General features: G+C 63.0%; 14 protein-coding genes. All 14 read right to left on the bottom strand.

The features are described from left to right. Positions 1-4: 4 nt before the first annotated feature. The 14 genes from AC5ZG5_RS24250 to AC5ZG5_RS24185 all read right to left on the bottom strand — a co-directional run bounded on the left by AC5ZG5_RS24250 (position 5) and on the right by AC5ZG5_RS24185 (position 17,264). Positions 5-1,348 carry a phenylacetate--CoA ligase family protein gene (locus AC5ZG5_RS24250; RefSeq protein ID WP_456642116.1) on the bottom strand — a complete coding sequence of 448 codons (1,344 nt, stop codon included), beginning with the start codon at positions 1,346-1,348 and terminating at the stop codon, positions 5-7. 264 nt (positions 1,349-1,612) lie between these two features. Continuing rightward, positions 1,613-1,765: a hypothetical protein gene (locus AC5ZG5_RS24245; RefSeq protein WP_456642117.1), complete on the bottom strand. Its 153-nt coding sequence runs from the start codon at positions 1,763-1,765 to the stop codon at positions 1,613-1,615. Positions 1,766-1,786: 21 nt separating this feature from the next. Then, positions 1,787-2,602, bottom strand: coding sequence for a putative sulfate exporter family transporter (locus AC5ZG5_RS24240; protein ID WP_456671175.1), 816 nt, complete (start codon positions 2,600-2,602; stop codon positions 1,787-1,789). Positions 2,603-2,692: 90 nt separating this feature from the next. Further along, positions 2,693-3,928: an ABC transporter substrate-binding protein gene (locus AC5ZG5_RS24235; RefSeq protein WP_456642118.1), complete on the bottom strand. Its 1,236-nt coding sequence runs from the start codon at positions 3,926-3,928 to the stop codon at positions 2,693-2,695. A gap of 32 nt (positions 3,929-3,960) precedes the next feature. Then, complete coding sequence (locus AC5ZG5_RS24230; protein WP_456642119.1) at positions 3,961-4,512, bottom strand: carboxymuconolactone decarboxylase family protein; 552 nt, start codon at positions 4,510-4,512, stop codon at positions 3,961-3,963. A 14-nt stretch (positions 4,513-4,526) separates the two neighbouring features. After that, the gene (locus tag AC5ZG5_RS24225; RefSeq protein WP_456642120.1) at positions 4,527-5,447 is read right to left on the bottom strand and encodes a branched-chain amino acid ABC transporter permease; all 921 of its coding nucleotides are present in this window, start codon (positions 5,445-5,447) and stop codon (positions 4,527-4,529) included. After that, positions 5,444-6,304 (bottom strand): branched-chain amino acid ABC transporter permease, encoded by an 861-nt coding sequence (locus AC5ZG5_RS24220; RefSeq protein WP_456642121.1) that lies wholly within the window; start codon positions 6,302-6,304, stop codon positions 5,444-5,446. The genes AC5ZG5_RS24225 and AC5ZG5_RS24220 overlap by 4 nt, the downstream gene beginning before the upstream one ends. Beyond that, a complete protein-coding gene (locus AC5ZG5_RS24215) occupies positions 6,285-7,073 on the bottom strand; it encodes an ABC transporter ATP-binding protein (protein WP_456642122.1) in 789 nt (262 codons plus the stop codon). The genes AC5ZG5_RS24220 and AC5ZG5_RS24215 overlap by 20 nt, the downstream gene beginning before the upstream one ends. Continuing rightward, entirely contained in the window at positions 7,070-7,936 is an 867-nt protein-coding gene (locus AC5ZG5_RS24210) for an ABC transporter ATP-binding protein (protein WP_456642123.1), read from the bottom strand. Before AC5ZG5_RS24210 ends, AC5ZG5_RS24215 begins: the two co-directional genes overlap by 4 nt. Positions 7,937-8,087: 151 nt before the next feature. After that, the gene (locus AC5ZG5_RS24205) at positions 8,088-9,386 is read right to left on the bottom strand and encodes an LLM class flavin-dependent oxidoreductase (RefSeq protein WP_456642124.1); all 1,299 of its coding nucleotides are present in this window, start codon (positions 9,384-9,386) and stop codon (positions 8,088-8,090) included. Between the two features lie 975 nt (positions 9,387-10,361). After that, positions 10,362-13,229 (bottom strand): NHLP bacteriocin export ABC transporter permease/ATPase subunit, encoded by a 2,868-nt coding sequence (locus AC5ZG5_RS24200; protein ID WP_456642125.1) that lies wholly within the window; start codon positions 13,227-13,229, stop codon positions 10,362-10,364. After that, positions 13,219-15,399: an NHLP family bacteriocin export ABC transporter peptidase/permease/ATPase subunit gene (locus tag AC5ZG5_RS24195; RefSeq protein ID WP_456642126.1), complete on the bottom strand. Its 2,181-nt coding sequence runs from the start codon at positions 15,397-15,399 to the stop codon at positions 13,219-13,221. Before AC5ZG5_RS24195 ends, AC5ZG5_RS24200 begins: the two co-directional genes overlap by 11 nt. Continuing rightward, complete coding sequence (locus AC5ZG5_RS24190; protein WP_496165469.1) at positions 15,396-16,604, bottom strand: NHLP bacteriocin system secretion protein; 1,209 nt, start codon at positions 16,602-16,604, stop codon at positions 15,396-15,398. The genes AC5ZG5_RS24195 and AC5ZG5_RS24190 overlap by 4 nt, the downstream gene beginning before the upstream one ends. 219 nt (positions 16,605-16,823) lie before the next feature. Then, positions 16,824-17,264 (bottom strand): hypothetical protein, encoded by a 441-nt coding sequence (locus AC5ZG5_RS24185; protein ID WP_456642128.1) that lies wholly within the window; start codon positions 17,262-17,264, stop codon positions 16,824-16,826. Between the last annotated feature and the right edge of the window lie 85 nt (positions 17,265-17,349).

Raw genomic sequence — 17,349 nt, 5'->3', positions numbered from 1 at the left:
TCGCTCAGGTCCAGACGCCGGAGCGGCGATCTTCAACCCGCTTGGCCTTGTGGGTGGCGCGCGGCAACGAGTCCGGCGGCAGCACCCTGACAACGGCGGAAACGCCGGTCACTGCGCGAAACTTACGCGCGAACTGATCGGACAGCTCCTCGATACGGCCGTTGTAGCCGTGACGATACTCGATCTCGACCGTGAGTCGATCGAGATGATCGACGCGCTCGACGATGAGACGGTATTCCCCCGTGAGTTCATGGTCTTGACGCGCCACGGCCTCAACGTCGCTCGGAAACAGGTTGACGCCCTTGATGATCAGCATGTCGTCAAGGCGGCCGTGCACTCCGTTGAGGCGGATTGCCGTGCGTCCGCAGGCGCACGGGTCCGGATTGAAGCTGACGATGTCGCCGGTGCGAAAGCGCACCATCGGTCGTGCCCGCTTCTTCAGCGTGGTGAGCACCATTTCGCCGCGATCACCAGGCTTCACCGGCTCGTCACTCTTGGGATCTAGCACTTCGACAAGGATGTGATCCTCCGCCCAATGCAGACCGTTTTTGTGCTCGCACATACCGGCGCACGATCCGAAGATGTCGGAGAGTCCGTAATAGTCGTAGACTGACGCCCCCCACAATCGCTCGATGCGATCTCGCGTCTCCGGGATCGATCCGCCCGGTTCACCGGCGACGAAGATGCGCCTGACGGCCAGATCCTTGCGCAGGTCGTAGCCTTCCTTTACGGCGGTTTCCCCGAGATACCAACCATAGGACGGCGTAGTCCAGATCACGGTGGCCTGGAACTGCTTCAGAATCTGCAGCAGGCGCTCGGAGGGGATCGTGCCAGCATGGATCGTGAGCGCGCCAAGTTTCTGGGCGCCAAGCACGCAGGGCCCACCGATGAATAGCGAGAAGTTGAGCGAATGAACGTAGCGGTCGGTTGGACGCATGCCAGATGACCAGAACTGCCGCGCTTCATAGTCGATCCGCTCGTCAAAATCTTGTGCGGTGAAGGGCGATGCCGTCGGCACGCCCGTCGAACCGGACGAGGCGGAGATATAGACGATATCGCGCTCGGGCACTGCGACGAGATCGCCGAAAGGGGGCACGGCAAGCTGTCGGTCGCGCAGCACACGCTTGTCGATGAATGGAAAGCGCCTGATATCATCGAGGCTGCGGAGTTGGTCGGGACCGACCTTCGCCGCGTCGAATGCGGCACGGTAGGCCGGCGAGCCGGCATAGGCATGCGCGAGATGGTCTTGCAGCAGCGACAGCTTGAGCTCGTCCCACGCTGCCCGGCTTTGGGTCTCGAGCTTGGGGTCCCAATACACTCGGTCGTCCGCGCTTGCGAAGTCGGTCATCATGATCTCGTGTGTCTGGTGGCAGGCAGCGGCACCTTCAGTCCGCTCTGCGGGCTCGGGAGCATTTTACGCTCTCAATGACGGCCGGTGAACTCGATAATAGCTCGGCGGATCATTGAGACGGTGGACGCCTTGATGCGCTGAGTTCCCGTCAGATGCCCCCTCGAGATCTGCCAAACGCCGCAGAGCGAACGGACTAACAGTACACTCGGCATCATCTGCCGTGGCAGTGAGGGATTGCGGCTGTCCTGAAGGTCTATGAGCTTAGACCGCGATCGGCACGAAGTGGTTGATGAGCACCAGGATCACCAGCGCGACTACACCGACGCCAAGGCTCCACCCGATCAGTTGCTTCTCGACGGGGTGCAGCGGTTCGCCGGCTTTGTTCGATTCACGCTCGAATTCTGTCTGTGACACGTCTCTCTCCTTTCACGGCTTTCAGCTTGCGAGCGGCGGCTTAACGCCGCTGAAGAAAAGCCACGAAATCAGCAGGCCAACCCAGATCACGAAGCCGAACAGACTGACGAAATAGACGGCGGCCAGCTTGCCAAAGCCCTGCTGCCAGAGCTTTCGGAAATCCGACAGCACGCCGATCGAGAAGAACGTCAGGATGAAGAAGATAACCCGGAACACGTTCGCTTCGCCGGCCGCGTTCGGCAACGCCTTCGCGATCTCGGGTGTCGTGCCGAGCGCGAGATAGACCGAGATCGCGAACACCACGACGAAGCCGAGGATGAATTTCGGGAAGCGCTGCCAGATCTCGCCCGGTTTGGCCTTATCGGCCCCCTTGTCGATGTAGTTCGTCCAGATGTAGCCGAGGATGAAGGCCCAGACGCCGATGAAGATGTCGATGAAGACCTTAACGGTCGCCGTCGTCGCCAGGATCCAACCAGGCTGATACTTGATGCCCTCGGCGGCAGCCCTCGCCGTGATCAATGCGTCCGTGATGCCACCACCGGCCACCGCCGCGCCGTCAGTCTTGACCGCAAGGCCTATCCAGGCTCCTGCGACCAGCGGCTCCTGCCACAGGAAGGTCTGCGCCAGGAACGGCAGGATCAAGACCTCGACCACCGCGAACACCACGACCAGCGACGACACCAGGACCGGCACCGCCGGCCGCGCCCGGATCGCGCCGCCGGTTGCGATCGCAGCGGCGACGCCACAGATCGAGATGCCGGAGGCGAGCGGCACCGACCACTCGCGGCTGAAGCCAAACCATTTCCGAGCGACAAAATAGACCACCGCCCAATAGATCAGATAGGCCTCGACGATCGCGGCGGCGCCGCGGATCAGAATTGACGACGCAAGATTTAGCCGGCCAGCCGCCGGTCAGGCCGCCCTAAACTAGGCTCCGCCTCCCACCGTGCCGACAATGGCATCCTTGCCGTCGCGGATGGCTTGGTGAAGGAACGGCCTGCCCAGTAACTCGCCGCGTTCGTCGAACTTGAGGTCCTGACCGGCACCAGTGAAATCGATGGGCTCGTTTCTTCGGATGAGCGCCAGAGCTTCGGCACCCGTCGCCACCTTGGTGCCAGGCCCGTTCGTAACCGGGATGATCTGCTTGGCGAACTCAACAGGATTAGCGGATTTCGCCTTCTCTATGGCGACCGCGAGAACATTGATGGCATCGTACTGAAGCGCGGCGAACGGAAATACGGTGCCATCGGGTGCACCCAATGCCTTTACAAAGGCCTTGTATTCGGGCCTATCGAGTGGGCTGATCGGCTGCACATGCTCGATGCCTTCCGCAACTTCCTTGCCGACGTTCTTGACGAAGGCGCTGCTGCCGTCGACGCCAGCTGCGGCTGCAATGGTGAGCGAAAAGACCTTGCCCTTGTAACCGCCTCGGTAGATCTCCTTCGCGATCGACGTAAACTGATTGACGTAACCCGGGACAAACACCGCATCCGGGTTCGCGGCAAACACCTTTTCAATTTCGGCCCGATAGGAGGGCTGGTCGGGCTTGAATTCCACATTCGATATCACGGCGCCGCCGCCATCCTGGATCGTCTTCAGGAAGGACGGGATCATCGTGGCGACGAATGGATTTTGCAGGTGAAGCAGGCCGATCTTCTTATAACCTCCATTCAGGATCGCACGTGCGGCCGGTGCTCCCCAGCTGGAAGCTCGGGCCTGGAAGCGCCAGACCAGCCCCTTCGTATCGCCCTCCGTCACTTCATCGGCTGAACCCAGTACCGTGAGGACCACGTTTTTCTCGAGCGTCAACGGCCGGACTGCCAAAATGGGCGCCGATCCCCAGACGGCCGTAACGGCAACGACCTTGTCGATATCCAAAAGCTTACGCGCCGCTTTTACCGCCGCGGTCGCACTGGTTTCATCATCTTCGATGAACAACTCGATCTTGCGTCCGCCGAGAACACCGCCCGCGTTGTTGATTTCATCCGCGGCAAGCTTGGAGGCCTTGACGATATCGGCGCCGTAAGGCCCTCCGCCACCTGTCAGCGGTGCCAGAACGCCGATCCGGATTGTCTCGCCGGATTGGGCGCGTGCAAGCGACGATATAAACGGGGCCAGCGCAATACCGCCCATCAGCGCCCGGCGCGAAATCAGGTGATGCATGTCATTTTCCTCTTTTATAAACTGAAAAGTCGCTACTCGGCCGCCTCGCGCACGACGACGCCGTCCTCGATGTCAAATTGCAAGATGTCGTTGAAGCGGTTGAACGCGCCGCAGAGCGCCGTGCGCCATGTCAGCTCGACGATCTGGGCTTCGCTGAAATGTTGGCGCAGCCGGACGAAGATCTCGTCACGAGTCTTGTTCCAGTTATTGGTGACGGCGATGGCGTATTCCACCACCAGCTTGTCCAAATCATCAAGTTCAGCGTGGTTATGATAGTCGAGCAGCCGCTCTGCCCCCTCTTCCGATACGCCCTGAATAGCAAGTTTGGGTGTATGGTGGGATACGCAGTATGTGCAGCGATTAAGGAGAGAGACCGTCACGAGCGCCAATTCAAGATATCGTTTCGGCAGCACGGCCTCCTCAGACAAGTCGACCAGCATGGACCAGATATGCTGAAAGATCGGCGGCCGGTGCGCCATGACCCCGGCCTGATTCTCAAACGCACCGTAGCCGGTCATCTTGTCCCAGAGCGGCTTGAGGCCGGCGGGAATATCCTCTTTGGTCTTTATCGAAATGCGCGACATGATGGCGTGTCCTATCAGTGCGTGACGTTTGGATTGGAGGGCTTGCGGGAAGACAAGCGATATTCCGATGACAGGCCATTTGGCCTGAACATCAGCATGACGATGAGCCCGGCCCCGATCAGGACCAGCCGGAGCGAGGCCGCTTGCTGCGCAGAGAAATACGGCACGAAGTCCTTGAGAAACCGCGTCCCTTCGAGCAGCACCATCACGGTGCAGGCCCCGAGCAGAAGACCGCGATTGGAGCCTTTGCCACCGACAATGACACTCATGAAGGCGTAGACCGTGACAAATCCCGCGAACTCGCCGGGATCGATGTAGGTGAAATAAAACGCATGCAAGGCGCCCGCGAGGCCGATAACTGCGCCGCCGATCGCGAAAGCCTTCACGCGCAACGATAAAACGGCCTTACCCAATGTGGCGGCCACGACATCGTCTTCGCGCACGGCGCGGAGGGCGCGCCCAAAGGGTGAGCGAATGATGCGATCGAGCAAAAGGTAGACAAGGGCGATGAGTGCGAGACATACCACGAGGAAGAAGGTTTCGTAACGCTCGCCGCCGACCAGTTCGACGAACGGCCTTGGGATGTCGCGGATGCCATTGGCGCCCCCTGTCAGCCATGTCTCGTTGGTCAACACCAACCGCACCGACTCCGAGAAAGCAAGTGTCGTAATCGCGAGATAGTCTTCGCGCAGCTTGATCGTGGCGAGCGACACCAGGGCCGAAATGGCCGCTGTCGCGGCAATAGCCGCCGCCGTAGCTGTCACTCCATCGACCCCTTGTTTCGAGAGTATGGCCGCCGTGTAGGCGCCTACCCCATAAAAGCCCGCCAATCCGAAATTGATCATGCCTGCCTGCCCCCACTGAATATTCAGCGCGAAGCCAAGCAGCACGGCCAAGGACACGAAGGTGAGGATTGCGACAAGGTATCCGATCATCGCCGAATCCTCGCAACGCCGAACAGTCCCTGCGGACGAAGCAGCAAGACAAGTGCAAGAACGACGAAGCTGATCCCCTGCCGGTAGGTCGTGGAGACCGCAAGAGCGGAGGTCTCCTCGACAACGCCGATGATAAGGGCACCGACGACTGCCCCAAACGGATTACCGATCCCGCCGACCACGGCCGCCGCGAATACGGAAACGAGGTAATTTGTTCCGATGAGCGGATCGACAATGCCATCGAGGGCGATCAGCATGCCCGCAAAGGCGGTCAAACCCCCGGAGATAGCCCAGGTCCAATCGACCGTGCGTCCTCGCTCGACGCCGCGAACTTCCGCCAAGTCCGGATCGTCCGCGATCGCGCGCATGGCACGTCCGAGGCGGGTGCGTCTCAGGAGCACAGCAACCAGGGCCATTGACGTGAGCGTCACGATCAGGATCACGAGTTGCTCATGATTAAGCCGTAACCCGTTCCACAAGAGTGGCCGGGCCACAGGCACATCGAGAGTGCGTACATCGGCGCCGAAAGCAAATCGAATAATGTTCTCGAGCACGAAGGCAACGCCCATCGAGGCGACCAAGAGCGTGATGTGATCAGCATGCCGGATGTGACGGTAGATTCCTCGGTCGATACCAACCGCGATGAGGGCCAGGGCTGCCGCCGCAATCGGCGCAGCCAGCAGGATAGGCGCGCCGAGCGAGGCGTTTACGGCATAAGCGAGGTAAGCGCCCATCGTGATCATCGCGCCGATGGAAAAATTCGCAAAATTGAGAATGCCATAGGTGAGTGAGAGCGCGATCGCGGGAAGCGCAATCAGCAAACCCGAGATCAGACCGTTAAGCAGCGCTTGCATCATCGCTGGTACCCTGCTGAAGGAGCTCGCCTCCTGCCTTTGTTCCTCCGAGGAACAGTGATTTCACCTTTGGATCCGACAGGAAGGCCGCGGCGGACCACGTGCCCTTGATTTCACCACCCGCCAGCAGCAAGGCGTCATGCGAAATACGCATCGCCTCAATCAGGTTCTGTTCGATCATGATCACCGTGACGCCGGTGCGGTTCACCGCGGCGACAGCGTCGAGCATCGTGGTGACATAGCGCGGCGAGAGACCGGCGGAGGGCTCATCCAGCAGCAGGGTCGAGGGTCCGGCAATCAGCGCGCACCCCATCGCCAGCATCTGCCGCTGCCCGCCACTGAGCGTGCCGGCCTGCGCTTTGGTGCGCGGGACCAGGTCCGGAAAGAGGTCGAGCACACGCTGCCGAGCTGCAGCAAACGCGCCGCGCGCGGCTTTCCGGTGAATGAACTCGAAACCGATACTGAGGTTTTCCTCAACGGTAAGGTTCTTGAAGACATTCCGCTCCTGTGGAACATAACCAAGCCCGGCTGCGGCGCGCGCGGGCGGCGACAATGCTGTAATGTCGCGCGTTCCTATACGAATTGTCCCCTGGCGCGGCCGCAGCAACCCTGCCATCGTTTTCATGAGGGTCGACTTGCCCGCACCGTTCGGTCCGGCGATGGTGGTGATGCGCCCCGGCTTTGCCTGCAAGCTTACCGTGCGGACGATGTCGGTTGCGCCGTAGCCCGCGGAAACAGACTCCAAGCGCAAAGATCCCGATACGCTGGTCATGCCTTTACCCCGAGATAGGCCTCGACGACGCGGCTATCGCTAGATACCTCGGCGAATGAGCCCTGCGTCAGGATTTTCCCTGCAGCCATGACATAGACATGGCGGCAAAGGGCCGCGACCACATCGAGATCGTGCTCAATAATTAGGAAGTCCACGCCTTCGTCCGCGAGGCCGCGAATGGTGTCGATCAGGATCGCTTCCATGGAGGGTGCGACGCCGGCGGCGGGCTCATCAAGTAGCACGAGCCGCGGCGAAAGCATCAAGGCGCGACTAATCTCGAGGAGCTTTTTCTGGCCTCCGGAAAGTGCCGATGCAGGCTCGTCAGCGAGGCGCCAGAGATTCACTTTCAGGAGCGCCCCACGCGCCGCCTCGATGGCCGCTTCCTCCTCGCGGCGAACCCGGCGAGCTCGCGTAAAAATACCCGTAAGGGTCTCGCCCGTCTGACGGGGACGGGCAAGCAACAGATTCTCAAGCACGCTCAGTTGCCCAAGCTCCCGGGAAATCTGAAACGTCCGCACAAGCCCACGGGATGCAAGCCGATGCTGGGGAAGCGTAGCAACCGCCTCTCCATTCAACCATACACCTCCGCTGGTCGCGCGCTCGACTCCCGAAATCACGTTGAGAAGCGTCGTCTTTCCTGCGCCGTTGGGACCGATCAGGCCGGTAATACGGCCATGCGGCAAATCCATATCGACGCCCGCGACGGCATCGAGCCCGCCATAGGATTTGGTCAAGCCACGGATCACGAGCAGCGGATGCGCCCCCTCCACGCGGTCGGAGGATGCGCGGAAAGGTGTGGGGGCCGGTTCAGGAATCGTCCGAAACGCAAACCGACCGGACGAAGTCTCGACCGAAGCACTCATGCCGGAAGATTAGGAGGCTTTGGAGCGCGTAGCGCATGACCGCAAAAATAAAAAGATTGTCCTCCCTATCCTGCTCACCGCAGGTCAATCCTGTCGCGATTGCTGCCGAGCGGGATGGGCTTGTTTCACGCCATCTCGACGACTTCGCCGCTTAAGTCTGCAGATGGCCGCGAAGCGTTGCGGCGGCATAATCCCGCCGGAACACGCCGAGACGCTGCAGTTCCGGGACCACGCCATCCACAAAGGCAGCAAAGGAGTCGGGCAGGAAGGCTGGTGAGATCACAAAACCGTCCGCATCGCCGGAGGTGAAGATGTCCGCAAGCTCATCGGCAACTTGCCGCGGCGTTCCGCAAATCTGCGGCACGAGGACGCTTTGCCCGTATTTCCGGCCAATTTCGCGCAGGCTGAGCGCATTGTCCTTCGCGATCCGGGACGCCATGGCGATCAGGCTCTGGGTGCCGGTGCTGTGCAACTGTTCGACGGGCGCGTCGAGGTCAAGTTCTTTCAGATCGATGTTCGCATGGGCCGATAACGTCGAAAGTCCGACCAGCGGATTTACAAGGGCATTAGCTTGATCCCGCTTTTCGAAGGCCTCTTCGCGGCTGCGGCCGACGAAGGGCATAATGGCAATGAGCGACTTGCAACCGCCCTCGACACGGCCCGACCGGGCCGCTTCCTCGTGGATCGCCTGCGTCGATCGTCTCATGTGCTCACGCGTCGGCGCAATGTTGAAGATGACCTCGGCCCATTTGACCGCGAAGGCACGCCCCCGGTCGGATGCGCCCGCCTGGATGATGACGGGCCGCCCCTGCGGTCCGCGCGGGATATTGAGCGGCCCCCGCGATTTGAAGTAGGTGCCGACATGGTTCACGTAATGCACCTTGGCCGGATCGGCGTAGAGGCCTTTTGCCTGGTCCAGCTGCAAGGCGCCTTCGTCCCAGCTGTCCCAGAGTTTCGAGATCAGCTCCATGAATTCGTCGGCCCGGTCATAGCGCTGATCGTGGCTGAGGTGGCTTTCCAAACCGAAATTGAGCGCCTCGCCGTCGTTCATCGAAGTCACGACGTTCCAGGCCACGCGACCATTTGAAAGGTGATCAAGCGTGCTGAACTCACGTGCGAGATGATAGGGTTGGTCGTAGGTAGTGGAGCGGGTCGCACCGAGGCCGATATGACGGGTTGTCGCCGCCAGCGCGCCAAGGATGGGCACAGGATCCATCCGCGTCGAATCCTGATCGCCATACCGGATACCGATCTCCTTGTCGCCGCCGAAGCGGTCCGCAATCGCGAGGCGATCGGCGAAGAAGATCAAGTCGAACTTACCGCGCTCCAGGGTTCGCGCCACCTCCGTGTAGTAGTCGAGGGAGAGAAACGGAACGGCGTGTGCGGGATTGCGCCAGAGCGCATGGCTGTGCGCGACGGGCCCGGCGATGAGAAAGCCGGCGAGACTCATATGACGGGAAGACACTAATTCACTTCCACCTAAGGGAAGCGCCACAGCTAACAAATCCATCTGCCCCTGGCGATAGGAGGCGCTTCCCGCCCGCAAAAAGGAAGTTCATTCTAAACATCTCCTATTTTCAGGGATAATTCGAGCGCCTTTACTAAGCTTAGCAGATCAACATGCCATGAGCTCTCATGCTCAAAGAGACCGAGGTCGCCGGTTGGAGCGCGGCCCGGCCATTTTACTCGGCGGCTATGGCCTCGGCGCGGTCTGCGGCATGCGAAGGACGGGCGACAACCAGCCCTTCCCTTGCAACGGTTTCTCCGCCGCTTTCGCCATCTCGGACTTCTTGAGTGAAGCGATGTTTTCGGCGGCTGCGTTGCCCACCCCTTGCGGACGGCTTCAGGGATACCTCGCACCGGCACACGTTCAACATTCCCGCCCCCACGGTAGGAACGTAGAACTTGGCTTCGAGGACTGGAGCTCAACCGCAGGACGAAAACTCGGACCTCGTATCCGCTTCTTGAATTTGCGAATGTCGGAGATGGTATCTTCGCTCTCGGTCTCCACGTGAAACGGCCCCGAAGCTTGTCAAGCTGCGCATCCAAGTAAATCGAAAGGACGTCCGCGATTGCGATCGTCGATGTGGCGGATTCGTCGCTCCGGGGTGTGCTTGGAGGTTATGTAATCCCTCAGTTTTTCCTCCGCGGCCGCAATCTCATCTGCAAGGCAGCCTGTGCCGACATCCCGGCCGTTGTCTCTGATGATCCAGGTTGCTTGGTGAGTGATCTTTCCGCTCTTGCTTCAGCGGTGGCCTTGAGCTGAAGTCTTGCCCCCTTGCTTCTTCGCGGCATAGCTCTCGCATCCGTTCGATATGAGCCATGCCCCATTTCAGCTTGGAAGATCGGCGTCGTTCAGCTTAATGTCTTCCGTCTTGCAGATCGCTTGCGATGAAGATTTTAACTTGGTCATGCGATTTTCGGGTCACGCGGTCTGACGGAACGCCAGCTCGGCGAATAGGCCGCCTCGATCGAGGAGTTCCTGATAGCTGCCTTCCTCGACGACCTTGCCGGCCTCGAGCACATAGATCCGGTCGGCGTTCTGCACGGTCGAGAGGCGATGCGCGACGACGATGCGCGTGGCGTCGAGTCGCTTCAATCCCTCGGAGACGATCTGCTGCGTACGGTTGTCGAGCGCGCTCGTCGCTTCGTCGAACAACAGGATTCGCGGGCGGCGCACCACCGCGCGCGCGATCAGCAGCCGCTGCCGCTGCCCGCCTGACAGCAGCAACGCGTCCTCGCCAACGAAGGTGTGCATGCGCATCGGCATCGCCCGGATGTCGTCGTCCAGGCCGGCCAGACGTGCCGCCTCCCAGGCATCCGCCTCGGTCAGGACGGCGCCATTGAGGATGTTGTCCAACAGGCTGCCGCTCGTCGTGCGGCTCGATTGCAGCACCACGCCCATCTGCCGGCGCACGGCATGCAGGTCGAGATTTGCCAGCTCCTGGTCGTCGAAGAACACCGATCCGCGCTCCGGTGTCTCGAAGCCGAGCAGGACCCGCATCAAGGTCGATTTGCCCGAACCCGAAGCGCCGACGATGCCTATGAACTCGCCCGGACGCGCCGAGATCGAGACGCCGCCGAGGACGGCGGGGCCGTCCGCCCGATAGCGGAAGACCACATTGCTGACTTCGATGCCGCCGCGCAGGTCATGCGTCGCGCCGCGGGAGCCGAGATTCTCAGGCGTGGCGGCGAGCAGCGGTGCGGCGCGTCCGTAGAGCAGGCGCAGCGAGAGCAGGGCAGGCAGGGCGCCTGCAAGCGCCAGGGTGGCGGACATGAATTGCCCGTAGGCAGCGTTGAACGCAACGAACCGGCCAATCCCGATTTCGATGCCGCCGAGGCCGACGATGCCGATCAGCAGCGCAACGGCGGCGGTGCCGAACGCAGTCCCGAAGGCGGAGAAGCCGGCCGACAGGCTGCTCTGGCGGAATTCAAATTCGCGCCGCTTGATGAAGATCGGCGCCCAGCGGGCAAAACCGCGTGCCTCCGCGCCGGCGACCTTCAACTTGCTGATGCCCTGGATCAGCTGCAGCGCCAGGGCCTGGAGCCGTCCCTCCGTATCGAGGGCCTGCCGCTTCAGGGTCAGCGCCCGCAGGTTGATCGCGATCATGACGCCGAGCTGGACGATGACGAGGGCGATCGCAACCAGAGCCAGGCGCCAATTATAATACAGGATCAACGCGAGACTGGAGACCGAGAAAACCGAGGACAGCAGCGAGCCGATCACCGTTCCGCTGACCGCGTCGCGCATCTGGTTGATCGCGGCGGCGCGCAGGGCGAGATCGCCCGAGGCGTAGTTGCGGAAGAAGCCGGCAGGGAGGCGCAGGAGGCGGTCCCACACCGCGCCTTCGAGATCGGTGTTCAAGAGTGTCGCGAGCCGCAGCAGCAGGAAGCTGCGCACGAGCTCGAACACGACGCCACCGAGGCCGAGTGCCGCGATGCCGATCGCGAGTTGGAGAAGTTCGGAGCGCGACGCCGCGGGGATCACGTTTTCGAGCAAGATCTCGGTTGCCACCGGCGTCACCAGGCCGAGCAGGCAGCCCGCGAGTCCAAGCATGAGCACGGCGGCGAGCATCGGCCGGGCAAGGGGAAACGCAAAGCTTAGCAGGCCGCGGCCGTTGATCGGCGCGTCCGGCAGGCGGCGCTGCAGGACATAGCCGTATTCGGCGAGGTCAGCTGCGGGCTGCGCACCGACGCGCCGGCGTCGGCCGTCCTCCCAGATGTGGTAGCCGCCGCGCCAGCCCGTGCCGGCGATCAGCGCAACGGGTGCGCCGTCCTCGCGGCGAAAGCCGAGCACCGGGTGGCCGCCCTGGCGCCACCAGCCCGGCTTGAGCCGGATTCGTCGCAGACGTATCCCCGCCCAGGCCGCGAGCGCCGCCAGTTGGCGCCCGCTCGGCGGAGTGTTGATTTCCGCAGCTTCCGGTGGCGGAGTCGAGGGCAAGGTGATGGCAGCCGCCTCAGCGACAGCGCGGAAGGCCGCGGCGAGCGAGTTGTTGCGCGGCGCCCCGACAATGGACCGGGTCACAAGCGGCTCGATGACCGCAGCCACCACGGTGCGGTCGCGGGTGGCCTTGCCGATGATCAGCGCCGCTTCTTCCGATTTCCGATCCGCGTCTGCCGCCGCCAAAGCGCGAGCGAAGCGCTCCTGGTGGCCGAGGATCGCACGCGCAAGGCTTCTCTCGGCGGCGAGTGCGGCGCTGGTCCGGCAGTCGATCGTGGCGCCTTGATCGGTGGCGATGCCACCGCTGGCCGCGCTGACCGGGATCGGCGGAGTGCCGGGGCCGTCCGGCCCGGCCCCGCGGAGGTCGGTCAGGATCGTGCCCTCGGCGATCGTAACCCAGAGCAGTCCCTGCGCCGGCCTGACGACATGGCCAGGTTCGAGCCAGGTGTCCCCCTGGTCGAGAACAGCAGGCGAGCCCGAGAGAGGCACGCTAACGGTGCGGATCGTCCGCTCGATCCAGGCCTCGGCAGCCCCGCCGGCGCTGGCTTCGCCGTCATCGAGGCTCGCGAGGAAGGCGTCGATTGCGAAGGTCGACAGGTGGGCGGCCGGCGCCGGGAAGGCGATGAGCCGCATCTCGGCGGCGCCTGATGGCACCGTGATCGGCAAGGCGATCTCGCCGCGCCCAAGTGTAACGAGGCGCCGCCGGCGTCCCGCCCGGCCAGGCCAGTCGAGGTAGAGATCAGCCGTTCCGGCCTCAACTCGGAGGCCGCATGCCTCGATGATCACGGCTCCGCTGCGATCGATCGCCGCCGCGTCCGAGACGGCGATCCGGTGGGGAGGTTCATGCAGCACGGAGCAGCTCCGTGTAGATGCCGGCCTGCCCGTAAAGAGCTTCGTGGGATCCGCGCTCAACGATCCGGCCGCGGTCGAGCACCAGGATCTCGTCGCAGTCGCGGATCGCGCTGAGGCGGTGCGTGACGAGGATGATGGTGCAGCCGCGGCGACGCAGATTGTCGAGGATGGCGGCTTCGGTCAGCGCGTCGAGCGCAGAGGTTGCTTCGTCGAGCACGAGGATGCTTGGCTCCAGCGCGAGCGCGCGTGCGATCTCTAGCCGTTGGGCCTGGCCGCCCGACCAGTTGCTGCCGCCCTCGCTGACCTCGGCCTCGTAGCCGCCGGGGCGCGCGGCAATGGTCTCGTGCAGTTCGGCATCGCGGGCGGCCTCGACCATGCTGCGCTCACTCACCTGCGGCTGCCACAGGGTCAGGTTTTCGCGCACGCTGCCCTCCATCAGGACCACGTTCTGGTCGACATAAGCAATCGAAGCGGTGCGCACGCTCCGTGGGACCTGGCCGGATTCCCGCCCATCGAAGGCGATGCCGCCCGACCAGGGATCGGCGAGGCCGACCAGCAATCGCGCGATGGTGGATTTGCCGCTACCGGAGGCACCGACCAGGGCGATGCGCGCGCCCGGGGCGACCGCGAGGGAAAAGCTCTCGACCAGAGGCGGTTCGAGTGGATTGTAGCCGTAGGCCAGATCACGGATCTCGATTGCGCCGGACAGGCGGAGCGACGCGTTGTCGTCCACCAGCGTCACCTCAGCCGCATCGGAACGCTCGAGCGGGTAGCGCAGCACGTCGTCGACGCGCTCCATGGCGACGCGCAGCTCGCGCATTCCGGAAGCAACCCCGACGAGGCCGTTCACCTGAGAGAGGAAGCTCGACAGCACCGTCTGGAACGCGGCGAGGGTGCCGACGGTGATCAGCCCGTCCACGGCGCGCAGACCACCGACGCCGAGGATCGCCGCCATGGTGAGTGCGCCGAGCGCACGTGGGATCAGTCCCAGCAGTTGCAGCGGCACTTGTGCGCGATGGACCGCATTCATGGTCCGGGCCTGAGCGTTGGCCCAGCGGTTCAGGAAGTCGTCCTCGGATGCTGTCGCCTTGAGCGTCTCGATCGACTGCACGCCGCTGATCGAGAGGCTGCCGAGCACGGCCTGCTCACGCATCACGGTGCGTGCGGCGTTCTCCTGCCGCCGCGCGATCAGCCGCGTGAAGACGACATTGACGAGCGCGAGCGCCAGTCCGATCCCGGCCAGTACCGGATCGTAGACCGCCATCAGGGCACCATAGAACAGGGCAGCGAGCCCAGTCACCAGCAGCGCCGAAACCTGGCTGCCGATGAGGTCGCAGGCCCGCTCCGTCGTCGCGAGCCTGCTCGCGACGTCGCCTGCGTAGCGCTGGGCGAAGAAGCTCGGCGACAGCCGCATCAGGTGCCAAGTCAGACGCAGACCCAGCGAAACCCCGAGCTTCCATTGCAGGCGCGCCAGGAAGTATCCCTGTAGCCAACTTAACAGGCCCCCCAAGAGCGCCGCGCAAGCGAGGCCGAACAGGAGAGGGCGGATCCAATCGGTGAGGTGACGAACCAGTATGTCGTCGACGAAGATCTTGGTCGCGGCCGGCACGAACACGCCGGGCATCAGCGCGGCTGCGCCGGCCAGCACCAGGAAGGCGACCGCGCCACGCGAGGGGGCGAGCTGATCGCGCACCGCCTGCCAGACATTCGGCCGCGCGCCGGACGGCTGGAAATCGGCACCCGGCGTCATCTGCAGCATCACGCCGGTGAAGGCGCGATTGAACTCTTCATGGGTGACCGTGCGCGGGCCGGTCGCCGGGTCGTTGAGGTAGACGACCTTGCGGCCGATCCCTTCCAGCACGACGAAATGATTGAATTCCCAGAACAGGATTGCGGGCAGCGGCTTGCCGGCAAGGTTGGCCGGCTCGGTGCGCCAGCCCTCGGCCTCCAGACCGTAGCGGCGCGCGGCGCGCACCACATTCTTCGCCTTGCTGCCGTCGCGCGAGACGCCACAGGCGACGCGCAGCTCCTCGAGCGGCACCCACTTCCCGTGATATGCGAGCACCATCGCGAGGCAGGCAGCGCCGCACTCGACGGCCTCCATCTGCAGAACGGTCGGAACCGGCCTGCGGGAGGTGCGCGGAAAGCGCGTCAGGAAATTCCTGCTCATAGGCCGACGAACCGCCGTAGTGCAGGGATGAACAATTCGATCGGATTGCCAGACTTCACCGTGACCTGCCCTTCCAGGAGGGTCGTCGAGGTGAGCGCTATCTGCTCGCCGCGCTTTGAGGTCCAGGCATAACTATCGGGTCCATGAGCACCGGGGTTGATCCGTACGACGAGCTGGAGCGGAGGTCCGGCTTTGGTGAAGAGACGGGCGAGGTCGGGATTGCCGAGGCGTTGGGCCAGCGCCGCCTCGTTTTCCGGGCTCTCGTCGACCTGCACGACAGTGCCGACCAGCGTCCCATACTCCTCTTTCTTGGCAACCGAGGGCGACAGGCGCACCTGCATGCCCAGCTTGACTTCCTTGCCGCTATCGGCCGGCACATAGAGCAGCGCATCAAGCCGCGGGCCGCCCTGTTCGATCACCATCAGTTTCTGGCCCGCGCTGACCAGAGCATGGTCGCCGGCTTCGTTGGTCGTGATGATGCCGTCGCCCCGCGCCACGATGGTGGTCGCCAGATTCTCGCTTAGGTGCGTCTGAGCACGTTGCCCTTCCGCGTCGCGGAGCTGTCGGTCCATGGCGGCAAGTTCCTGGTCGGACTGGCGGCGCAGAGACAGCAGTGAGGCGTCAAGAGAGAGCAACTCAGTGCGAGCCCGCGAAATCGATTCGCGGGCAGCGAAGAGTCGCTCGCGGGCTTCGATCACTCTCTCGGATGGTGTCAGTCCTTTTGACTGCAGGAATTCACGCTGCTCCAGCAATACGTTGAGTTCGCGTACTCGTGCCTCGCCGAGATCAATCGTCTCCTGCAGGGCCTCCCGCTTGCGCCGGGCGGCGACTGTCTCTTTCTCGATGTGGTCGTTAAGCAGAGCGGCGAGCGCCGCGCGCTGTGTCGTGAGTTGATTGACGCGGTCATCCACGTCGGCGATGCGGGCGGCGTCCTCAGGTGCACTGAGCCGGGCGAGCAACTCGCCCTTCTTTACGGTGTCGCCGCGTTGGCGGTAACTGTCGAGCCAGCCTGCCTTGGGCGCGTAAACGCTGACGAAGGCCCCTCCAGCCGGCACGAGCAAGCCCTGGCCGCTAACTGTCGTGCGATAGCTGCCGAAGATCGACCAGCCCAAGCAGCCGCCGACGATGACGAGTGCCGTACTCAGTGCCACCCAGCCGAGCGGTGAGGTGACCCGCACCATCTCATCGAGCTGCTCCGGCCCCACCAGCCCGTCGAGCGCTTCCTTGCGAAAGAGAGTGGTCGTCATGGGAAAAGCTCTAAGGCTTGAAAACAAATCATCTCGGAACGCCACGACACCGAGTTCCGGCCGCCCCTACGCTCTGCTAACGCATGCCTTGGTTCGTCGCAGCGGCGTCCACTAAAGAGATCGCGCTTGAGAACCGTGCCCGCTCTGGTTGAACTGGACACGGCCCTCCACAGCTGGTTATCTTGTCGTGGATGAACTGCTAGGCCCCGCCACTAAGTCCGTCGGAACAGCTTTCTCCGGCGGCCTCGCGGCTTGGATCAGTCGCTCGAACCAGCCTCCGGCGACAACACTGGCAATTTTGGTGATGGTTCCGCCGACTGCCGCCCAGTTCACCCCTCCGTTAACCTCGTTCAGCATGGCGTCGTCGAGCTTCGTCTCGCCGCGGGAGGCATCGGACTGAGCCGCGACGAGCCGCTGTGCCGCCTCGAATACGTTCTGAGCCTCGGCTTCGCTGATCGTCACGCCCCGAGAAGCTGAATAGGCGACCAGCTCTCGCGGCGTGGCGACCTTGGCATTGAACCGGGCGGAATCGTCCGGATCGTTCTGGACGGCGAGAGCCATTTCCCGGAACGCTTTGAATCGTGCTGCGTCCGAGAAGCCGCAACTGTGATCGGTCAAAGAAGCCTCCTTGTCATGTATCGCTCTGCACGCATGAGCCCCGATAAGCGCCGCGGGTATAGACAGAAGGTAGAATTGCAGGCCC

This window comes from Bradyrhizobium sp. Ses1 (assembly GCF_059512365.1).
Note: the sequence above shows the minus strand (reverse complement) of the source record. Positions and strands in the feature narration are given on the sequence as shown.